Genomic DNA, 20,337 nt, shown 5'->3' with positions numbered 1-20,337 from the left:
TTGCGCCCTCACGTTTATCGTCGAGGGCGCTTTTTTTTGAACCGTTAGAGGTTTAGTAAGAAGCATGACCTACACCGATACCCAATTGAAAAATATTCTGACGCAGACGAAGCGGATCGCGGTCGTGGGGGCTTCGTTGAACCCGGTTCGGCCAAGCTATTACGTCACGCGATATTTGAAGACCAAGGGCTACGATATTGTTCCGGTAAATCCGGTGCATGCGGGGAAGACGCTATTGGGGGTAACGGTGGTTTCGCAGCTGTCAGACATCGAAGGTGGCATTGACATGGTCGATATTTTTAGACGGTCAGAGACTGTGCCAGAAATCGTTGACGAGGCATTACAGGTGTTTCCTGATCTGGCGACGATCTGGATGCAAATCGGGGTGCAGCATCTTGAAGCTGCCGAAAAAGCGGAAGCAAAGGGCGTGACCGTTATTCAAAACAGATGCCCAAAGATTGAATATCAGCGCCTTTTCGGCGAATTGCGCATGGGAGGCTTTGCAACGGGAATAATCTCTAGCAAGCTTTGACCCCAGTTTGCTACGCATCACGAAATATACTGTGGTAAACGCGCCCCATGTTAGCGGGCGGCTTTTTCAGCGAGGCCACTTTGCGCCTGTCGGCGGCTCAGTTCACCCAGTACATCTGACAGCGCGACGTCGCGGGATGCGAGCATGACAAGCAGGTGGTACAGCACATCTGCGGCTTCCGATGTAAGACCAGCTTTATCGTCCTTCACGGCCTCAATGATCGCTTCGACCGCTTCTTCACCGAATTTTTCGGCGCATTTTTCGGGACCTTTTGCCAAAAGCTGCGCCGTCCAACTGCTTGATGGATCGGCATTTTTTCTTGATTGGATTGTTTCAAATAGATCGTCGAGCGTCATGAGAGCCTCATTGGGATACCGGCATCAGCCATGTGTTGTTTCGCCTGAGCGACCGTAAATTCGCCGAAGTGAAAGATCGAGGCTGCGAGCACCGCTGAAGCGCCGCCCTGAACGACGCCATCGACAAGATGATCCAGCGTTCCGACACCGCCAGAGGCGATGACAGGCACAGAAACCGCGTCGGAAATCGCGCGCGTTAGCGGAATGTTAAACCCTTGCTTGGTACCGTCACGATCCATGGAGGTAAGCAGAATCTCTCCCGCGCCTTTCTCTGTCACCGTCTTTGCGAATTCGACGGCATCTATGCCCGTGGGTTTGCGGCCACCGTGGGTAAAAATCTCCCATTTCCCGGGGGCGACGGTTTTCGCATCGATGGCACAGACGATGCACTGGCTGCCGAATTGGTCTGCTGCCTGCGCAATAATGTCCGGATTTGCCACCGCGGCAGAGTTAAAGCTGACCTTGTCGGCGCCAGCCAAAAGCAGGGCGCGAACATCTGCAACGGTGCGTACACCGCCACCTACAGTAAGCGGGATATAGCAGTGTTCGGCTGTGCGTGTGACCAGGTCGAACATGGTACCACGGTTTTCGTGTGTGGCGTGGATATCAAGAAAACAGAGCTCGTCCGCCCCTGCAGCGTCATATGCGATCGCTGCGTCAACCGGGTCACCGGCATCGCGCAAGCCAACAAAATTAACGCCTTTGACAACGCGACCATCGGCGACATCGAGGCAGGGAATAATACGGGTCTTAAGCATGTCTTCTTTCTCGCGACGGGGCAGCGGAAAAACCCGTTGGAGGGCTGTCTGCCCTCCAAACCACCCGAGGATTTGAAACCATTTGGAAACTCAGGCGAGGGCCTTCAAAGCTTCGCTCAGGTCGATCGCGCCATCATAAAGCGCCCGGCCGGAAATGGCACCGGATATCACGCCAGTTTCTTTCAACGCCTCAAGGTCAGCAAGGGAGCTGACGCCCCCGGAGGCGATGACAGGAATATTGACGGCACGCGCCAAAGCGGCGGTGGCGTCAATGTTTGGACCGCCCATGGCCCCGTCTCGCATGATATCGGTGTAGATCAGCGCCGCGACACCTGCATCTTCGAAAGATTTAGCGAGATCTGTAACCATTACGTCGGTTTCCTCAGCCCATCCCTTGGTTGCCACGCGACCATTTCTGGCGTCAATGCCGACCGCGACCTTGCCTGGAAAAGCTCGCGCTGCTTCACGCACCAAAGCGGGATTTTCGACCGCGACAGTGCCCAGAATGACGCGTGCGAGACCCTTGTCCAGCCAAGCTTCGATCGTCGCCATATCGCGAATGCCGCCTCCCAACTGGGCGGGGACGTTGCAAGACTTCAAAATCGCTTCCACCGGGGAGGCATTGACCGGCGTCCCTGCGAAGGCACCGTTCAAGTCCACCAAGTGAAGCCAAGTGCAGCCCGCATCCACAAACTCACGGGCCTGCGCCGCGGGGTCATCGTTGAAAACAGTGGATTTTTCCATGTCGCCGTGCACAAGACGGACGGCTTGGCCGTCTTTAAGGTCAATAGCGGGGTAGAGGATCATAGTGTTGCCCTTGGCATTGGGGGAGTTGGTTTCAATTGCCACGGCGGGCGGGTTTTTGCAACGCGGCAGAGGTGTCCCCTACGTCAAGCTTGCCTGAATCGTCGTATTCGCTTCAATCTGAGAGCATATCGGGAGGATATATCATGAAAAGAACGATTATTGCGGCCATCGTTGGCATTGGTTTTGCAGGAACAGCCATGGCTGCTGACCCGGCGGTTGGCGTTTGGAAAACGCAACCGGATGACGGGGCTTATGCGCATGTCAAAATGACCCCCTGTGGTGGGGCGATCTGCGGTACGATTCAGCGGACGTTCAACGCGTCGGGCGAATATAAGTCCGAAAATATCGGAAAGCAGTTGGTCATCGACATGAAACCTGACGGGAGCGGCAAATATGCAGGTAAGGTTTGGCGACCTTCAAACAACAAAATCTACATCGGCAAGATGACCGTCGCCGGTAACAGCCTGAAACTGTCGGGCTGTGTCGCGGGCGGGTTGCTGTGTTCAAAGCAGGACTGGCAGCGGGTCCAGTAACCTTCATTTCCATCCCAAATGAGTGGGATTTGCGCGAATCGGGACGCGGGTGTAGAATATGCCCGCGCCTTGGTTTTTTGGTGCGTTGCTAAAAAGCTGTAAGGCATGTGTCGCTTGGGGGAGTGATACGATGTTTTTAACAAAATATATTTTCTATGCTGCTATTTTTGCAGCTTCTTCGACGACTGTATTTGCTGATGTAGTTGAAGGTGTCTGGAAATCTGCGCCGGATGTTAACGGATTGGTTGTTCACGTACGGGCGAAGCCCTGCGGGCCTGCGTTATGCGGCACCGTCGAGCGTGCCAAGGATCGGCGTGGATATGACAAACGCTCTACAGCGGTTGGCAAACGGGTCTTCTGGGATATGAAGCCGCAACCTGACGGGAGCTATGTCGGCACGTTGCTGGAGCCTTCTGCATCGAAGAAATATAAGGCGAAGATGTTGGTCGACGGCAATGCGATGCGGTTACAGACCTGCACAGGAAATGCTTGCGACGAAATGATCTGGACCCGCCTTCGGTAGAAGGCGGTGCCCGGTTCAGGGGCGCCAGTTCAGAAAGTTCGCAATCATACGAAGGCCGGTTGTCTGGCTTTTTTCCGGGTGGAATTGCATGCCGATCATGGTGTCACGGCCGATAACAGCAGTGACGTCACCAGCATAATCGACATGCGCCAACCGCTCGGACTCGTCCTGTACATCCATATGGAAACTATGGACAAAATACGTGTGATCCCCGGTTTCGATTCCGTCGAAAACGGGGTGAGGGTGGTCTATGACAAGGTCGTTCCATCCCATATGCGGTACTTTTAGGGATGGGTCGCGTGGCGTGATCTTGGTCACTTCGCCACTGATCCAGCCCAGGCCTGCTGTGTCTTCATACTCGCGCCCCATGGATGCCATCAACTGCATGCCCACACAGATCCCGAGGAAGGGGCGGCCCTTGTCGACGGCGGATTCAACCATGGCTGCGTATATGCCGCTTTGGCCTTTCAGAGCGGCCATGCAGGAGGGGAATGCGCCGTCGCCAGGCAGGACAAGGCGGTCGGCGCGCGCCACGACATCGGCGTCAGCGGTGACAACTACATCGCCAGCATTACACTCACGCGCCATCCGTTCGAACGCCTTATGCGCCGAATGAAGGTTGCCCGATTCGTAATCGATAATCGCAGTTAACATCGTTACAGCGCACCCTTGGTCGAGGGGATATCAGAAGATTTCCGAGGGTCGGTTTCTACCGCTTCGCGCAGGGCGCGGGCGACAGACTTAAAGACGGCCTCGGCGATGTGGTGGCTGTTCAGGCCATGCAGCATATCAATGTGCAAGGTGATCCCGCCATGCGTGCTGAGCGCCTGGAAAAACTCCCGTACCAATTCGCTGTCGAACTTCCCGATTTTTGCAGTCGGCAGGTCCACATTCCAGATCAAGAAGGGCCGCGCCGACAGATCAAGCGCGGTACGCACCAAGGCATCGTCCATTGGGAGCAGGCACGCGCCGTATCGGCGAATGCCGCGTTTGTCGCCCAATGCGGTGCTTAGCGCTTGGCCCAGCGTGATGCCTACGTCCTCGACGGTGTGGTGATCATCAATGTGAAGATCGCCGTTTGCGCTGATTTTCATATCGATCAGCGAATGACGCGCCAATTGATCCAGCATGTGATCGAAGAACCCGATGCCCGTGTGGTTGGCGTAGGACCCTGTCCCGTCGAGGTTGATTTCGACGCTGATCTCGGTCTCTGCGGTCGAGCGATTGATGGTGGTCTGGCGCATATGAATATCTCCGTCTTTCGGGCTCTTATAGCAGGGCAGGCCGTCGCGCCAAGACAAAGCGTTTCGCTGCCGATCGGTCCCAATCAGCGATTGCGGCTGTTGCCCCCTTATGTCAGCTTGGACGTGTTGTAACCAGCCTAAGGCCTGTCCATGTCTACCTGCGTTTTTATCCAGATCCGGTGCCGGCCCGGCAGTACGTATCGCGTTGCCGAAGAGGTCGCGCTGCGGGAAATACACTCCGAGCTGTATTCAACCTCTGGTGATTACGATCTTTTGATGAAGCTTTATATTCCTTCGGGAAAAGATATTGGCGTTTACATCAACGATAACCTTCTGGACATCGAAGGGATTGAACGTTCGCTTACAACGATGACGTTCAAAGCGTTTTGAGGCTCCTGCTTTCTGCGCTTCTTTGCGGATCTGTTCTTTGGGGGCCAGCGCATGCGCTTACCTATGAAGGGGAAGAGGCTGCGGCGCTGCGCTGCGCCAATATGATCGCCTATACGGCGGTGACCTTGGCGCGTGCGGACATGATCGGTGAGGATGAGAAGACCATCATGCTGGGCGTAACGGTCCTGATCCTAGAACGCCATGTGAGCGGCACACGGGCGCAAAAGAAATCGGCCATGGGAAAAATGCGCGACCGCCGCTCGATCGATCAGACGCTAGAGGATTACCGCAAACATGCGGCGCAGTGTCTGGTGCAATTCCCGATCAACTAGGATCAGGCGGCGGCGCATTTGCTCGCATAGCGCATTTCAGCCCGCGATAGCGCCCGTTCGAAGGTCTTTTTCACCCGTTGCGTCCGGTTCGCATTCGGCGCAATGGGCGTGCCGACTGACAGGCTGATGCTCTCTTGCTTCAGATCATCGCTCAGCAAGTCCAGCGCATCCAGCTTGGCCTGTAGGCCAGCCTCCATCCGGTCCCATTCGGGCAGGTTCGGGTCGCGCGTGATACACAGGAAGGCACCGTTGCCTTCGTAGGACATCAGCAGATGGGGGCAAGTGATAAGGTCGGTCAGGGTCTCAGCCACGCTGGTGAGGATATGAAGGAACCCCTGTTGTGACGTTTCTTCGAAAATACGTTCCGCATCATCAATGGACACGCCGAAAACCTGATAGTTGTCCAGTTCGCTCCGATCGAGCTGCGTAATGTAGTTCCCAAGGGAGAATGACAGGATCAGCCTGCCGACATTCGCCAAAAAGACCTTGTCGGCCAGTGTGATATCTTCAGCTACCTGTGTGCCTTCTTTGGACAGGTCGCTCGCGTCGATGCGCTTGATGGTCTTGGACGACACCAACAGGCGTTCGGCCACGCGAATGCGGTTGTAGATGTCCTTCAGGTTAAATGGCTTGGCGATGTAGTCATTCGCACCGGCGGCAAACGCTTTCTCGATAGAGATCGAATCTGTCTTCGCCGTCAGCATTAATATCGGTTTGTCCTCATACCCGGGGACAGTGCGGATTCTTCGGCAAAGCTCGATCCCGTCCATTTCCGGCATATCGACGTCCAGCAGCATGCAATCGAATGGCACCTTCTGAGCTTTGATCATGTCGAGAGCAGCCGGACCCGAAGGGGCCGTGTGCAGATCGTTCAGGTCTGCCTGTTCAAACATCGCGGGAAGGAGTTCTAGAATGAATGGATCATCGTCGACTGCTAGAATTTTCAATGTGGTCTCCTTCCAAGATTTGCTTCGGGGCTCCGAGGCAACCTATGTCGAACTCCCTAAACGATAGTGAACAAAACCGGCAACAATATGACTTTTTAAAAAATTCACGCTGTGCGGGAACTATGGGCATTTGTGGCACGAAGGTGAATAGATAAACGTTAACGTCGGAAAACTTCATGGCGAACATGCCGTAAAATCGGCATAATTTTCGTCTATTGGTCGCGAATACGCCTAGCTCAACGGATCCATGTAATGAAAACCACTGTTCTAACGATTTCCCTCGCCGCTGCCGTTCTTGTTTCAGGATGTGCTGCGCCCACTGCCGATCGCGCTGCGCAATTCGGCCCTTCGTCCGGCAAGCTAAGCTTCAAGGAAAACCGTGAGAATGACGCCGGTATGGTGGAGCAAACCGCCGCGCTTGACGCGTTGATGCGCGATATTGTCCGCAACTCCACAATCAAGCATGCCGCGGTTGGTGCCGCGGTGGGCTGCGGTATCTCGGTGCTTGCCGCATCCGATGCCTCGGGCTGCCTGCGAGCCGCTACGGCCGGTGGCGTTGTTGGTGCGGTGAGCGGGAATCTCGCCGGAAAACGAGAAGTCGCCCAACGGATGGAGCTGGTTTCCGCGAATGACCTCGTGCGCAGTATCCGCAAGTCCAATGACCAGCTGGATGATATCACGACACATCTTCCCCAGATGCTCGCACAGCAGCAAGAAGATGTGGCGACGTTGAAACAGCTCAAGGCCTCAGGGGCGATTTCGGAGGATGCTTATGACGCGCAACTTGCCGATATACGCACCAGCCGCGCAGAGGTCGCCGAGGCGTTGGTTCTGTCGGCCGACCAGGCGAAGCTGGCGCAGAACAACTTGGCCGAAGCGGCCGATCAGGGTCAAACCGGTTTGGAGTGGCACATTCGCGCCATCGAACAGATGGAACGTGAAACCCTATCAGCACGATCGACGATATCTCTTCTTTGAACAGACAATAATTGCGTCACCGGCGTTTGCTGCATGGCGGTCGTGTTCGTAGTGCCATCATTCGAACGGGTATAAGCCGGCGCAGGCGGGTGCTTTCAGCGCCCGCTTTTTTCTTTTGATAACAGCGGTCTTTGACTGACGCTAGGCGTCGGCAGAAACTCGTTGGGTGCCATATAGAAACGTGCTCTGTGTTTGGCTCTGGCGCACGCGCCTGGGGCGTTTGATCCAACTCATCAGCGATGATCCACAAGGACAGCAGAGCGCGTAGAGCCTCGCGAATATCCACTTGTCCCAGCTTCGTTGGTACAGGCCTGAGACACCTCAGGTGCTCTCGTAGCAACGGGGGAGGGGTATCGGGCCTGTTGTGCTGCTGCCCTCAGAGAGTGGCCTAGGGAACCCTTGTAGGCCGCAGAGTGAGGGCATTCAGCGGTGAAAGCTTTGTCACGTGCCGCTTGGGCGTATCATTGTGGCGACAGTATATTTTGCGCCGTAGCCGTGCTTGCTTCAACCCTGATCGGAGTTCTAGACTGGGCACCAATGAACGGACCGTTGTCCGAACTGGTAAGTGTGCTGGCCCTTTGTAGGCCTGTGAGCAGTTTCATTGTTTTAGGGGCCCGGAACAGCAAAAGGCCACCCGAAGGTGGCCTTGCTGTCCTGCTGGGTAAGCAGAGAACCAGTTGGAGCGGGCGAGGCGATTCGAACGCCCGACCCTAACCTTGGCAAGGTTATGCTCTACCCCTGAGCTACGCCCGCATCCTCTGGTAGGGCGTGGAATACCCATAGCGGCGGTGAGCCGCAAGAGGAAAAATAACATTTTTCGAAATTAATTTCAGACAATTTTGGGAAGCCCTTATTTTACTGGGGGACGCGGTAAGATTTTGGCTAACCGCCGATAAACATTCGTCTTTATGAAACTGTACCGAGAGCCCGGGTAGAACGAAAAAAGGCCCCAACCGCCGTTGGAGCCTCTCATTTCAATGTTGTGCTAGCTTAGTGGCTAGGCTGTTTGTCCCATTCTTCCTGCTTGGGAAGAATTTCGAACGTATGCTCTGGTGGGGGGCTTGCCAGCGTCCATTCCAGAGTGTCCGCATATTCGTTCCAAGGGTTCGCAGCTGGGCTGCGGGCCCCACGTGTCAACGTGTAGAACATAACACCGAAGAAGAAGATAAAGGACGCAAAGCTGAGGAACGCGCCGATCGACGACCACAGGTTCCAATATGCAAACGCATCAGGGTAATCGATATAGCGACGCGGCATGCCCTGACGGCCTAGGAAGTGCTGTGGGAAGAACGTCAGGTTCGCGCCAATGAACATCGCCCAGAAGTGCAGCTTGCCAGCCCATTCAGGATACATGCGGCCCGTGAACTTCGGCAGGTAGAAATAAATACCGGCGAAGATCGCGAAGACGGCACCAAGGCTCATCACATAGTGGAAGTGCGCAACCACATAGTATGTGTCGTGGTAGTAGCGGTCCACAGCTGCCTGCGAGAGAACGATACCTGTCACACCGCCAACGGTGAAAAGAAACAGGAAGCCGAAGGCCCACAGCATAGGTGTTTTGAATTCAACCGAACCACCCCACATGGTCGCAATCCAGCTGAATACCTTAACGCCCGTCGGCACCGCGATAACCATGGTGGCCAACATGAAGTAAGCTTGTTGGTTCAGAGACATACCAACGGTGTACATGTGGTGCGCCCAAACGACGAAGCCCAATGCGCCAATCGCGATGATCGCCCAAACCATCGGAAGATATCCGAAGATAGGCTTGCGGCTGAAGGTCGCGATGACGTGGCTGATGATGCCGAAGCCTGGAAGAATAATGATATACACTTCGGGGTGACCAAAAAACCACAGAATGTGCTGATACAGAACCGGATCACCACCGCCTGCTGGGTCAAAGAATGCGAATCCGAAGTTGCGATCCATCAAAAGCATGGTGATGGCACCGGCCAAAACGGGCAGGGACAGAAGGATCAACCAGCTTGTAACAAAGATGGACCAGCTGAACAGCGGCACTTTGAACAACGTCATGCCAGGGGCGCGCATGTTGAGGAATGTTGTGATCATGTTGATCGCACCCAGGATCGACGATGCGCCGGATACGTGCACAGCGAAAATCGCGAAATCCATCGACATGCCGCCTTCACGAACAGAGAGCGGCGGATAGAGAACCCAGCCCACACCTGACCCAAGCTGGCCGCTGCCGCCGGGTGTCAGCACGGAGCAGACTGCAAGCGTTGTGCCGCCGACATATAGCCAGAAAGAGAGGTTGTTCATCCGCGGGAACGCCATGTCAGGCGCGCCAATTTGCAATGGCATCAAATAGTTACCGAAACCACCGAACAAAGCGGGAATAACCACGAAGAACATCATCAAGATGCCGTGCGCGGTAATCAGAACGTTCCACAGGTGGCCGTTTGGCGTACAGGTCGCTGCGCTATCAGCGATAAACCGCGCGCCTTCCATACACATATATTGCACGCCTGGGTGCATAAGCTCCAAGCGCATATATATGGTGAAGCATACAGAGATGAAGCCAACGAGGGCCGAAACGATCAGGTACAATAGCCCGATGTCTTTGTGGTTTGTGGACATGAACCAGCGCGTGAAAAATCCGCGCTCGTCGTGATGGTCTTGCCCGTGAATGGCTGCGTCTGCCATGCGGTGCCTCCTGAGATTGGGTTGTCAACTCACGCCCCGACAGGGGGCGCGCATTGAATTAAGGTTCGTTCTAGTGCGGCTTGCCAATATGGGCAATGGCCGCCTTTGACGCAGGGCACGAAAAAAGACAGATCATTTATCAAACTGTGTCGGAGGTGCACAGCCTCGTAGTGACGGGGGTAAGAGGTGTCAGAAGTGCTCATCAGGATCATCATGCTGAGTGACATACGCCTCTAGCGATGAAGAAACCGTAAAGCAGCGGCGGAAATAGCACAGGCGCAGTGAAACGTTTGAGCGGCGAGGTACATTATCCGTCTTTGGGCGCGTATTCAGACAGCGGAGGGAAAACCGTGTCGAACTGCGCTTTCAGGGCGATATCAACGTCTTCCATCGTAACTGGTATGCCAAGGTCAACTAAAGACGTAACGCCATGTTCTTGGATCCCACAGGGGACGATCCCGGAAAAATGCTCAAGATTTGGATCAACATTTATGCTGATTCCGTGAAAGCTGACCCATTTTCTAAGCCGGATACCGATCGCCGCGATTTTATCTTCGCGAATGCCGCCTTGCGCCGCGAGCGGTTTCTCGGGACGTTCCACCCAGACGCCGACGCGCCCCTCCTTGATCTCGCCTTTGATGGTAAAGCTTGCAAGGGTCGCAATCACCCAATGTTCAAGGTCTTGAACAAAACGTCTGACGTCCCGGCCTCGTTTACCGACGTCCAGCATTACATAAACAACCCGCTGCCCCGGCCCATGGTATGTGTATTGTCCGCCGCGGCGCGTTTCATATACCGGAAACCGATTGGGGTCGGTCAAATCTTCCGATTTTGCTGAGGTGCCGGCAGAATATAGCGGAGCATGCTCTACAAGCCAGACGCATTCATCGGCATTCCCCGCGGCGATAAGGGACGCGCGTTCCTCCATCCATGCTTCGGCTTCCCGGTAATCGACAAGCCCCTTGGAGGTGATCCATTCAACCATTCTGTGCGCACCGTTGAGCCGAGGTAAACGAAACAGTCATTCCGCGGCGCTTACCTCTTGAATTACTTTTTGGATAATTTGCACATAGTTATCGACACCCTGCGCACCAGTCACAAGGTATTTGCCTGCGAAGATCATGGAAGGCACACCAGAAATTCCCTGCGATGTCCAAACCGATTGGCGTTCGCGAACACGTTCTACATGGCTGCCGCTGTCGAGAACGTCCTGCGCAGAACTACGATCCAATCCGACATCTGCAGCGACATCAACAAGAACACTTTGGTCTGAAACATCCAATCCCTTCGTAAAATGTGCTTCAAACAAAGCAAGCTTAAGTGGGTGCTGCAGGTTCTGATCTTGAGCCCAATCCAGCAATTGGTGTGCAGCAAAGCTGTTGACGATGCGGCTATCGGCGTTGAAATTGAAGTCGATTCCAAGTTCAGTGCCAAGCTGCACAAGATGCGCGCGGTTTTGCGCCGATTGCTCAGGCGATGCACCATATTTTTCGGCAATATGTTCGGTCAGGTTCTGTCCTTCGGGGCCCATTTGGGGGTTAAGCTCGAAAGGGTGCCAGCGGATGAACGCGCCGATATTCAAGGCGGCTAACGCCTGCTCTAGCTGGCGGTACCCGACAATACACCAAGGGCACATTACGTCAGAAACGATGTCGATCTGCAGGGCAGGGGGATCTATGGGCGCTTGGGTCATATTGTTCCTCGATTCATATCCTCCTTTAAGTTTACGTCTTCGCACTGTTTTTCAAGCCACCCCGCCCGATTGAATGATAAATCACACGAATCTGAACAACGACTTAATCTGCGCAATTTTGCTCTTCACTTTGTGAAAGAGTTTGTCTAAACGACCCTCACCAACCATGGCGTGCGGTCGTGGCGGAATGGTAGACGCGCAGCGTTGAGGTCGCTGTGGGGTAACACCCGTGAGAGTTCGAGTCTCTCCGACCGCACCACTGGTTGTATCCTTCAAATCATCTTCGAAAGACATGGGGTCCCGGGGCGCGAGCGCCCCGAAGTATCTTTACGCATCAAGCGCTTGGCTCAAGTCGCGTTTTAGATCTTCGATATCTTCAATCCCCACCGATAAACGCAGCAACCCTTCGGGAATCCCGGTGTGGGGTTCGATCGTGTGGCGGTGTTCGACAAGGCTTTCGACCCCGCCCAAAGACGTTGCGCGATGGAAAACTTCCAGCTTGCCGACAACCTCCAGCGCCGCTGCGCCGCCACCCTTTACAATGCACGACAAAAGCGACCCAAACCCTCCTGACATTTGCCGCGTCGCCAATTCGTGGCCTGTATGTGAGGCAAGACCCGGATAGAGAACCTTTTCAATCTTCGGGTGATTTTGCAAAAGTTCTGCCAATTCCATGGCGTTGCACGACATTTGCTTGGCGCGCAGGGGCAGGGTGCGCATCCCGCGGACCAGCAACCATGCTTCAAACGGGCCGATAACCGCGCCTGCATCATGCCGGTCCGCTTTGATATCTTCCCACACGCGGCCCGTGACGTCATTGGTCGCCAGAACGCCCGCCAATACGTCCGAATGTCCATTAATGCCCTTTGTGGCAGAATGCATTACAACGTCGGCACCGTGTTTAAGCGGCTGTTGCAGAATCGGCGTCGCGGCCGTGCTATCCACCACGAGCAACCCACCCGCGCTATGCACCGCATCAGCCGCAGCTTGGATATCGACCACGCGAAGCCACGGGTTTGATGGTGTTTCGATGAGCGCCAAGGTTGGTCTAAAGCTCTCGCAGGCGGCGGCAAACGCCGCCATGTCAGAGGCTTCGACCTCTCGCAGTTCAATGTCACGCCGGGTGCAGAAATCTCGAATCCACTTGGTGGTGCCCCAGTAAATCTGGCTTTGCACCAGCACGCGCCCGCCATTTGGGACGGTACGGAAGACGGCGGCAAGCGCTGCCATGCCTGACGGGAACAGCAGCGATTCTTTCGCCCCCTCCAGTTGAGAGAGCACTTTTTCTGCAACGCGTACAATATCGCTCTGATCGCGCAGATAGATGTTGTCTGCACGCAGCGGTTGGTATGCTTCATCCCGCAGATAGGTCGTGGCCATAGGCAGCGCCGGGACCACCCCGCCGGTTTGCGCATCAACCGCTCCCGCTGCTTGGGCAGCAATCGTAGCGGGGCTTAAGCGAGACGTATCAGACATTTCTTAGCGATTCCCTAATGGCGTAATATATTCAATTTGCGGCACCTTTGCCTGTCCGAAGGTAAACTGCCAGACCTGAATGGGACAAACCCGCCCCTTCTTCATTTTGCTCTGAAAACTCCCGCCGGAGGTGCCTATCGGCGAGGCAGCAAGCGTCCCTGCCTTGGTGGCGCAAGGGTTCAGACTTGTTCTTTACCCCCCCGCGGTCTATCCCGCGCGTACATCAAAACACCCCAAAACAAAGGTATCACCACATGATTCCCCGTTATTCCCGCCCCGAGATGGTTGCGATCTGGTCCCCCGAAACCAAGTTCCGCATCTGGTACGAGATCGAGGCGCATGCCTGTGACGCTATGGCCGACCTTGGGGTGATCCCGCGCGAGAATGCGGAGGCGGTTTGGAAAGCCAAAGATGTCGAGTTCGACGTCGCGCGGATTGACGAGATTGAAGCCGTTACAAAACATGACGTTATCGCGTTCTTGACGCATCTGGCAGAGCATGTGGGTAGCGACGAGGCGCGTTTTGTGCACCAGGGGATGACCTCTTCTGACGTATTGGACACCTGCTTTAACGTGCAATTAACCCGCGCAGCGGATATTCTGATCGAAGACATGGGGTTGCTGCTGGCCGCGCTGAAACGCCGTGCCATGGAACATAAAAATACTGTGCGCGTGGGGCGCAGCCACGGGATCCACGCTGAACCCACAACGATGGGCCTTACCTTTGCGCGCTTTTATGCAGAGATGGACCGCAACCTGACGCGGCTGAAAACAGCACGCTCCGAGATTGCTACCGGTGCGATTTCCGGCGCTGTGGGGACATTTGCGAATATCGATCCGCGGGTCGAGGAACATGTCTGCGAAAAACTGGGCCTGTCGCCCGAACCCGTGAGCACGCAGATCATCCCCCGTGACCGTCACGCGGCATTCTTCGCAGCACTTGGTGTGATCGCCAGCTCTATCGAGAACGTTGCGACCGAAGTGCGGCACATGCAAAGGACCGAAGTCTTGGAAGGGGCTGAGTTTTTCTCGGCAGGTCAGAAGGGGTCTTCGGCGATGCCGCACAAGAAAAACCCTGTGCTGACCGAGAACCTGACCGGCTTGGCCCGTACAATTCGCATGGCTGTGATTCCAGCGATGGAAAACGTCACCATGTGGCATGAACGCGATATCTCCCACTCCAGCGTTGAGCGTGCGATCGGCCCCGACACCACCATCACCCTTGACTTCGCGCTGCATCGTTTGACCGGCGTCATCGACAATATGCTGATTTATCCTGACAACATGCTGGCAAATATGAACAAGTTTAGCGGTCTTGTGATGTCGCAACGTGTTTTGCTCGCGCTCACGCAGGCCGGCGTGAGCCGCGAAGACAGCTACAAGCTGGTTCAGCGCAACGCCATGAAGGTCTGGGAAGACGGCAAGGATTTCAAGACCGAGCTGCTCGCTGACGAAGAGGTTCTGGCCGCACTAAGTGCAGAAGAGATCGAAGAAAAATTCGATCTGGGTTACCACACCAAACATGTTGATACGATCTTTAAGCGCGTCTTCAAGGACTGATACACGCGCAGGCATTCAGGGCTGCATCGCTTGACGGCGGTGCAGCCTTTTTGATTCAAAAGCTGCGTATTCCGGCCCTATCTCGCGCTACATCGAGACGGTAGGTTTGAACCTAGTGCTTTACCTATGGCGTGGATCGTCTAACATCAGCCGTGTATTTAGTTCAGGAGTGTTTGAGTATGCGTGTTGTGTTTGCGTCCATCCTGTCATTGGCTATTCCTTTCGCGGCCTTTGCCGCTGGCTCCAATGATACGTCCCCACCGAAGCCCGTTGTGAAATGCGAAGACGGGCAGGTGTATGACAAGAAGTCAAAGACCTGTATCGATGCAAAGGATAGCCGGTTAACACCGGATGACCTTTATCAAACTGTTCGTGAACTGGCCTATGCAGGCGAATACTCGGATGCGCAGATCGTACTTGCCGCTATGCCTGAGCAGGACGATCGTCGATTGACCTACATGGGGTTCACGTCGCGCAAAATGGGCGACCAAGCTGGCGGAATGGCGTTCTATGCGCGTGCGCTGGCAGTCAACCCTGCGAATGTTCTCGCGCGGTCCTATCGCGGGCAAGCTTTGGTAGAGCAGGGCGATATCCCCGAAGCTTTGGCCGAACTTCGTGCCATTCGCGCGCATGGCGGGGCAGGGACATGGGCCGAAACCTCCTTGCGGACAGCGATCGCAACCGGTCAGACGTTTAGCTATTAACCAGCCGCTGTTGCACCCGGTGGCGCATTGCCGCCTGGGTGAAACACGCTTGTTGCGCGGGGCCCTGCGCGGTATGAACGGCAGGCCCCGCCCCGTAGGGGCGCTTTTCCTTGCAGGCAGATGCGCATGGCCAGTCCCAAATATCCCAAGAACGTTCGATTTAGCCGACGTGCAGGGCACTACCTGACCAATGCCTTTATCGTCGGCCTTATTCGACTGGCCTTGGTGCTGCCCTATAAAACGCGCATAGCGTTCGTCGGCTGGGTTGTTCAACATGTGATCGGGCCGGTAGCGGGATATCGGGCGCGGGCGCTTGAAAATCTTGCGATGATTTGGCCGCAGATGCCGCAAGAACGGCGCGCAGAAATTGCTTCAAAGTGCCTTAACAACGTGGGGCGCAGCTTTATCGAAAACTATTCAGCGCGCGACTTCCCCAAGCGTATGGCAAAGAATACGCCGACCGGCGCAGGCGTCGCGGCGCTGGAAAAAGCGGCAGAACAAGGCAAACCGGTCATTCTGGTGACGGGCCACTATGGCAACTACGAAGCGATGCGTGCCTGTCTTGTGGCGCGAGGGTATGACATCGGCGGGCTCTACCGCAACATGAAAAACCCTTATTTCAACGCGCATTACGTCCAAACGATGGAGGCTTTCGGCGGCCCTGTCTTCCCGCAAGGCCGACGCGGCACGGCGGGTTTCGTACGGCATCTAAAAGAGGGCGGGCAGCTGGTACTGCTGTTTGATCAACACGTCTTTGGCGCGCCGGCGCTCGATTTCTTGGGGCAACCTGCCAATACGGCGCTTTCTGCCGCCGAGCTGGCACTGCGCTATGATGCGCTGTTGATCCCGTTCTACGGCATTCGGCAAGCTGATGGGGTGTCATTCGACACGGTGCTGGAGGCACCTGTGCCACACAGCGATGCTGTCACGATGACCCAGGCTTTGAATGACAGTCTTACCGCACGGGTCAAAGCGGATCCCGAGCAATGGTTCTGGGTCCATCGTCGCTGGCGCATCCACGACAATTAATGCCTAAACATCTAGGTGTTTTGAGTGACTACTTGATCCGCGCCGCTGCCACGATCGGCCCTGCATTGCTGCGCTGCACCAGCACAACCACCGGCATATCGCCGGTGATGGCGGCAGAGAGTGATAGCGGCGCTTGCCCGTCCCACTGATCAACCGTCTGCCAGCCTTCGACGATGTTATAATTCTCGAACGTGTGGCCCGCGTTTTCGCCGCGTTTGACCTGCGTGACCGCCATCGGGTGATAGCGCAACATGTGCACGTCAAACGGTCCGGCGGCACCCGATACGGTATGTGCGTTAATGCGCAGGGTTTCCCCGTCGCGTGCGATAGATAGGTCGACCTGCGGGGCGTCTTCTTTGTGCTTGTTGATCGCCTCCATCAGCTTCATGGGTTTGGCACCGACCACATCGGACTGGCCGTTGACGATCATCTCGGGCGTGTAAATCGACGTCCGCCCACCAGTCAGCGCATAGGCGCGCTGGCGTTCGGCGTGCTCAGGCGCACCAAAGGGGTCTTGCCAGCCGATATAGTCCCAATAATCCACATGCAGCGCCAGCGCGATCACGTCGTCCCGTTTGGACAGCTCGGCAAACATCTCGTCAGCAGGAGGGCAGGAAGAGCACCCTTGCGAGGTATAGAGTTCGACGACAACGGGGCGATCCTGAGCAAAGGCGGGCGCTATGGACAGCAGGCCAGCGGCGATCAGGGACGTAAACAGGCGGGGCATCGCAGGGTACTTTCGGTTTGGATGCACAATTCGTAGACTGCACCCGTTGTAATTACCACTCAACCTTTGTTGAGGCGCTGTAACGTCACGGGATTGCGTATGAAATGCCTCAATCCAGTACACAACGGTATACAAAAGCGCCAGAAGCGCGTGTTTGCAGTTGAAACGACCCGCGCAATAAGGCATTTAGACCCCAAGTCACCGACCTTTTTTAACCCATAAAGGGAGCCATCCATGACCATCTTCGTTGGCCAGGACACCGCCAAAACCCGCAAAACTCTATCTTCGGGCAGCCAATCCATCGCTTATTATTCGATTCCTGCAGCGCAGGAAGCCGGTCTGGGTGATTTCTCCAATTTGCCAGCCGCGCTTAAGGTGGTGCTTGAGAACATGCTGCGTTTCGAAGATGGCAAAACTGTCACCGTCGATGACATCAAGGCCTTCGCCGAATGGGGTGCAAAGGGCGGCCAGAACCCGCGCGAGATCGCTTACCGTCCCGCACGCGTGTTGATGCAGGATTTCACCGGTGTTCCCGCAGTTGTCGACCTTGCGGCGATGCGCGACGGGCTGGTTGCCTTGGGTGGCGATGCCGACAAGATTAACCCGCTGAACCCTGTTGATCTTGTCATCGACCACTCGGTCATGATCGACGAGTTCGGCAACCCGCGCGCGTTCCAGATGAACGTTGACCGCGAATACGAGCGCAACATCGAACGCTATACCTTCCTGAAATGGGGTCAGAAGGCGTTTAACAACTTCCGCGTTGTACCCCCCGGCACCGGCATCTGCCACCAGGTGAACCTTGAATATCTGGCGCAGACCGTTTGGACCGACAAAGACCAAGACGGCGTCGAAGTCGCATATCCTGACACGCTCGTCGGGACCGACAGCCACACCACAATGGTAAACGGCATGGCCGTTCTGGGCTGGGGCGTTGGCGGGATCGAGGCCGAAGCCGCGATGCTGGGTCAGCCGATTTCGATGTTGATCCCCGAGGTGATCGGCTTTGAACTGACCGGTGCCATGATGGAAGGCACCACCGGGACCGATCTGGTACTGAAAGTGGTCGAAATGCTGCGCGAAAAGGGCGTGGTTGGTAAATTCGTTGAATTCTACGGTGCTGGCCTTGATAGCCTGCCTCTGGCGGACCGCGCGACAATCGCCAACATGGCCCCCGAATACGGTGCGACCTGTGGTTTCTTCCCGATCGATGCCGAAACCCTGCGTTACATGCGCACCACCGGCCGTGATGAAGACCGCATCGCGCTGGTCGAAGCCTATGCCAAGGAAAACGGCATGTGGCGTGGCGATGACTATGCGCCGGTTTACACCGACACACTGTCGCTCGACATGGGCACCATCGTGCCTGCGATCTCGGGTCCGAAGCGTCCGCAAGACTACATCGCACTGACCTCGGCACACACTGCATTTGCAGAATACGTGAAGGGCGTGCGCGAAGGTAAAGACACCACAGCCAACGCCGAAGTTCGTTGGGAAGGTGAGGGCGGCCAGCCCGAGCCACGCGACATCCCCGGTGACGAGGGCAACCACAAGCGTGGCTACGTCCAGACCGAAGATGGCAACTACCAGCTGCATGACGGGTCTATCGTCATTGCCTCGATCACATCCTGCACCAACACATCCAACCCCTATGTGATGATCGGTGCGGGTCTTGTGGCGCGTAAAGCCCGTGCCTTGGGCCTGACACGCAAGCCTTGGGTCAAGACGTCGCTCGCGCCCGGTAGCCAGGTTGTGTCCGCCTATCTTGAGGCCGCAAACCTGCAAGAGGATCTGGACGCCATCGGCTTCAACCTCGTCGGGTATGGCTGCACCACCTGTATCGGTAACTCCGGCCCGCTCGAAGCACCGATCAGCAAGGCGATCAACGACTACGACCTGATCGGGACATCGATCCTCTCGGGTAACCGGAACTTTGAAGGGCGGATTTCGCCTGACGTGCGCGCCAACTATCTGGCGTCGCCTCCCTTGGTCGTGGCATACGCGCTGGTCGGTGACATGAACGTCGATCTGGCCAACAGCCCGCTGGGTCAGGACAAGGACGGCAATGACGTCTATCTGAAAGACATCTGGCCAACATCCAAGGAAGTCGCTGATCTGGTCGAGCAGACCGTGACCCGCGAAGCCTTCCAGGAAAAATATGCCGACGTCTTCAAGGGCGATGAAAAGTGGCAGTCCGTCGAAACCACCGACGCCAAGACCTATGACTGGCCACCAACCTCGACCTATGTGCAGAACCCGCCCTACTTCCAGGGCATGTCGCCAGAGCCGGGTGTGATCACCAACATCGAGAACGCCAAAGTGCTTGCCGTTCTGGGTGACATGATCACGACCGACCACATCTCGCCTGCCGGTTCCTTCAAGGAAACCACGCCAGCGGGTCAGTATCTGGTGGAACGTCAGGTGCCTGTGCGTGAATTCAACTCGTACGGTAGCCGTCGTGGTAACCACGAGGTCATGATGCGCGGCACATTTGCCAACATCCGTATCAAGAACGAAATGCTGGACGGTGTTGAGGGCGGCTATACCAAAGGCCCCGATGGCGAACAGACCTCGATCTTTGACGCGGCTATGGCGCATCAGGAAAACGGCACGCCGCTGGTCATCTTCGGTGGTGAACAATACGGCGCGGGTTCGTCCCGTGACTGGGCGGCCAAAGGCACGGCGTTGCTGGGCGTCAAGGCGGTCATCGCCGAGAACTTTGAACGTATCCACCGCTCCAACCTGGTTGGCATGGGGGTTATCCCGTTCGAATTCACCAACGGCGACACCCGCAAGAGCTTGGGCCTGACCGGCGAGGAAACCGTTTCGATCAGTGGTCTGGACACCATCAAGCCGCTGCAAGAAGTGCCTTGCACGATCACAATGGCAGATGGCTCGGTCAAAGAGATCATGATCAAATGCCGGATCGATACCGCGATCGAGATTGAATACATCGAACACGGTGGCGTTCTGCACTACGTGCTGCGCAACCTCGCGAAATCGGCCTAACCACCGGCCACTGGCCGTTTCGCACGGCCTTGAAAAGAACGTCCGTCAGGTTCCCCCTGGCGGGCGTTTTGCATAC

Annotated in this window: 21 protein-coding genes and 2 tRNA genes; 11 read left to right on the top strand and 12 right to left on the bottom strand. The window is 55.9% G+C overall.

The genetic code is table 11. The features are described 5' to 3' along the window. Positions 1-64 precede the first annotated feature (64 nt). On the top strand, positions 65-532 hold the full coding sequence (locus ABM428_RS11740; RefSeq protein ID WP_132997369.1) for a CoA-binding protein: 468 nt from the start codon (positions 65-67) through the stop codon (positions 530-532). A 50-nt stretch (positions 533-582) separates the two neighbouring features. Here the strand turns inward: ABM428_RS11740 and ABM428_RS11735 are convergent, their stop codons facing one another. The 3 genes from ABM428_RS11735 to hisA form a co-directional block, all read right to left on the bottom strand. Next, entirely contained in the window at positions 583-888 is a 306-nt protein-coding gene (locus ABM428_RS11735) for a phosphoribosyl-ATP diphosphatase (protein ID WP_132997368.1), read from the bottom strand. Then, positions 885-1,646 carry an imidazole glycerol phosphate synthase subunit HisF gene (hisF, locus tag ABM428_RS11730; protein WP_064215639.1) on the bottom strand — a complete coding sequence of 254 codons (762 nt, stop codon included), beginning with the start codon at positions 1,644-1,646 and terminating at the stop codon, positions 885-887. The genes ABM428_RS11735 and hisF overlap by 4 nt, the downstream gene beginning before the upstream one ends. Positions 1,647-1,736: 90 nt before the next feature. Then, a complete protein-coding gene (gene hisA / locus ABM428_RS11725) occupies positions 1,737-2,453 on the bottom strand; it encodes a 1-(5-phosphoribosyl)-5-[(5-phosphoribosylamino)methylideneamino]imidazole-4-carboxamide isomerase (protein WP_132997366.1) in 717 nt (238 codons plus the stop codon). A 143-nt stretch (positions 2,454-2,596) separates the two neighbouring features. Between hisA and ABM428_RS11720 the strand changes: the two genes are divergently transcribed. Together ABM428_RS11720 and ABM428_RS11715 are read left to right on the top strand one after the other, a co-directional pair. Continuing rightward, positions 2,597-2,986 (top strand): DUF2147 domain-containing protein, encoded by a 390-nt coding sequence (locus ABM428_RS11720; RefSeq protein WP_005854302.1) that lies wholly within the window; start codon positions 2,597-2,599, stop codon positions 2,984-2,986. Positions 2,987-3,116: 130 nt separating this feature from the next. Beyond that, entirely contained in the window at positions 3,117-3,509 is a 393-nt protein-coding gene (locus ABM428_RS11715; protein WP_132997365.1) for a DUF2147 domain-containing protein, read from the top strand. A 15-nt stretch (positions 3,510-3,524) separates the two neighbouring features. Here ABM428_RS11715 and hisH read toward each other — a convergent pair whose 3' ends face one another. Both hisH and hisB read right to left on the bottom strand, forming a co-directional pair. Continuing rightward, a complete protein-coding gene (hisH, locus tag ABM428_RS11710; protein ID WP_005854298.1) occupies positions 3,525-4,163 on the bottom strand; it encodes an imidazole glycerol phosphate synthase subunit HisH in 639 nt (212 codons plus the stop codon). 2 nt (positions 4,164-4,165) lie between these two features. Next, positions 4,166-4,753 (bottom strand): imidazoleglycerol-phosphate dehydratase HisB, encoded by a 588-nt coding sequence (gene hisB / locus ABM428_RS11705; RefSeq protein WP_132997364.1) that lies wholly within the window; start codon positions 4,751-4,753, stop codon positions 4,166-4,168. A gap of 150 nt (positions 4,754-4,903) precedes the next feature. Between hisB and ABM428_RS11700 the strand changes: the two genes are divergently transcribed. Continuing rightward, a complete protein-coding gene (locus ABM428_RS11700; RefSeq protein ID WP_005854294.1) occupies positions 4,904-5,143 on the top strand; it encodes an Lrp/AsnC ligand binding domain-containing protein in 240 nt (79 codons plus the stop codon). A gap of 101 nt (positions 5,144-5,244) precedes the next feature. Continuing rightward, complete coding sequence (locus ABM428_RS11695; protein ID WP_235183796.1) at positions 5,245-5,475, top strand: hypothetical protein; 231 nt, start codon at positions 5,245-5,247, stop codon at positions 5,473-5,475. A gap of 2 nt (positions 5,476-5,477) precedes the next feature. Here ABM428_RS11695 and ABM428_RS11690 read toward each other — a convergent pair whose 3' ends face one another. After that, on the bottom strand, positions 5,478-6,422 hold the full coding sequence (locus ABM428_RS11690) for a PleD family two-component system response regulator (RefSeq protein ID WP_132997363.1): 945 nt from the start codon (positions 6,420-6,422) through the stop codon (positions 5,478-5,480). 252 nt (positions 6,423-6,674) lie between these two features. Here ABM428_RS11690 and ABM428_RS11685 point away from each other — a divergent pair, with 252 nt between their 5' ends. Beyond that, positions 6,675-7,400, top strand: coding sequence for a hypothetical protein (locus ABM428_RS11685; protein WP_132997362.1), 726 nt, complete (start codon positions 6,675-6,677; stop codon positions 7,398-7,400). A gap of 678 nt (positions 7,401-8,078) precedes the next feature. On the opposite strand, the gene ABM428_RS11680 is transcribed toward ABM428_RS11685, so the two are convergent. The 4 genes from ABM428_RS11680 to ABM428_RS11665 all read right to left on the bottom strand — a co-directional run bounded on the left by ABM428_RS11680 (position 8,079) and on the right by ABM428_RS11665 (position 11,757). Beyond that, positions 8,079-8,153, bottom strand: a tRNA-Gly gene (locus ABM428_RS11680). Between the two features lie 237 nt (positions 8,154-8,390). Then, positions 8,391-10,064 (bottom strand): cytochrome c oxidase subunit I, encoded by a 1,674-nt coding sequence (ctaD, locus tag ABM428_RS11675; protein ID WP_005854284.1) that lies wholly within the window; start codon positions 10,062-10,064, stop codon positions 8,391-8,393. A gap of 307 nt (positions 10,065-10,371) precedes the next feature. Further along, positions 10,372-11,049 (bottom strand): lipoyl(octanoyl) transferase LipB, encoded by a 678-nt coding sequence (lipB, locus tag ABM428_RS11670; RefSeq protein WP_353627965.1) that lies wholly within the window; start codon positions 11,047-11,049, stop codon positions 10,372-10,374. A gap of 36 nt (positions 11,050-11,085) precedes the next feature. Next, positions 11,086-11,757 carry a DsbA family oxidoreductase gene (locus ABM428_RS11665; protein WP_348656338.1) on the bottom strand — a complete coding sequence of 224 codons (672 nt, stop codon included), beginning with the start codon at positions 11,755-11,757 and terminating at the stop codon, positions 11,086-11,088. Positions 11,758-11,930: 173 nt separating this feature from the next. Between ABM428_RS11665 and ABM428_RS11660 the strand changes: the two genes are divergently transcribed. Continuing rightward, a tRNA-Leu gene (locus tag ABM428_RS11660) sits at positions 11,931-12,016 on the top strand. 68 nt (positions 12,017-12,084) lie between these two features. Here ABM428_RS11660 and ABM428_RS11655 read toward each other — a convergent pair. Continuing rightward, positions 12,085-13,233 (bottom strand): PLP-dependent transferase, encoded by a 1,149-nt coding sequence (locus ABM428_RS11655; RefSeq protein WP_353627964.1) that lies wholly within the window; start codon positions 13,231-13,233, stop codon positions 12,085-12,087. A 254-nt stretch (positions 13,234-13,487) separates the two neighbouring features. On the opposite strand from ABM428_RS11655, the gene purB reads away from it, so the two are divergent. The 3 genes from purB (at position 13,488) to ABM428_RS11640 (ending at position 16,525) form a co-directional block, all read left to right on the top strand. Continuing rightward, complete coding sequence (gene purB / locus ABM428_RS11650; RefSeq protein WP_005854277.1) at positions 13,488-14,792, top strand: adenylosuccinate lyase; 1,305 nt, start codon at positions 13,488-13,490, stop codon at positions 14,790-14,792. A 179-nt stretch (positions 14,793-14,971) separates the two neighbouring features. Continuing rightward, positions 14,972-15,496: a hypothetical protein gene (locus ABM428_RS11645; protein ID WP_341205443.1), complete on the top strand. Its 525-nt coding sequence runs from the start codon at positions 14,972-14,974 to the stop codon at positions 15,494-15,496. 126 nt (positions 15,497-15,622) lie between these two features. Then, positions 15,623-16,525 carry a lysophospholipid acyltransferase family protein gene (locus ABM428_RS11640; RefSeq protein WP_306285024.1) on the top strand — a complete coding sequence of 301 codons (903 nt, stop codon included), beginning with the start codon at positions 15,623-15,625 and terminating at the stop codon, positions 16,523-16,525. Between the two features lie 28 nt (positions 16,526-16,553). Here ABM428_RS11640 and ABM428_RS11635 read toward each other — a convergent pair whose 3' ends face one another. Beyond that, positions 16,554-17,252 (bottom strand): thioredoxin family protein, encoded by a 699-nt coding sequence (locus ABM428_RS11635; RefSeq protein WP_037944578.1) that lies wholly within the window; start codon positions 17,250-17,252, stop codon positions 16,554-16,556. A gap of 234 nt (positions 17,253-17,486) precedes the next feature. Between ABM428_RS11635 and acnA the strand changes: the two genes are divergently transcribed. After that, a complete protein-coding gene (gene acnA / locus ABM428_RS11630) occupies positions 17,487-20,261 on the top strand; it encodes an aconitate hydratase AcnA (protein WP_037963926.1) in 2,775 nt (924 codons plus the stop codon). Positions 20,262-20,337: the final 76 nt, after the last annotated feature.

The organism is Sulfitobacter sp. TCYB15, from assembly GCF_040435955.1.
Classification (GTDB): Bacteria; Pseudomonadota; Alphaproteobacteria; order Rhodobacterales; family Rhodobacteraceae; genus Sulfitobacter; species Sulfitobacter pontiacus.
The sequence above is the reverse complement of the archived record's forward strand: the minus strand, read 5'-3'. Positions and strand labels throughout refer to the sequence as shown.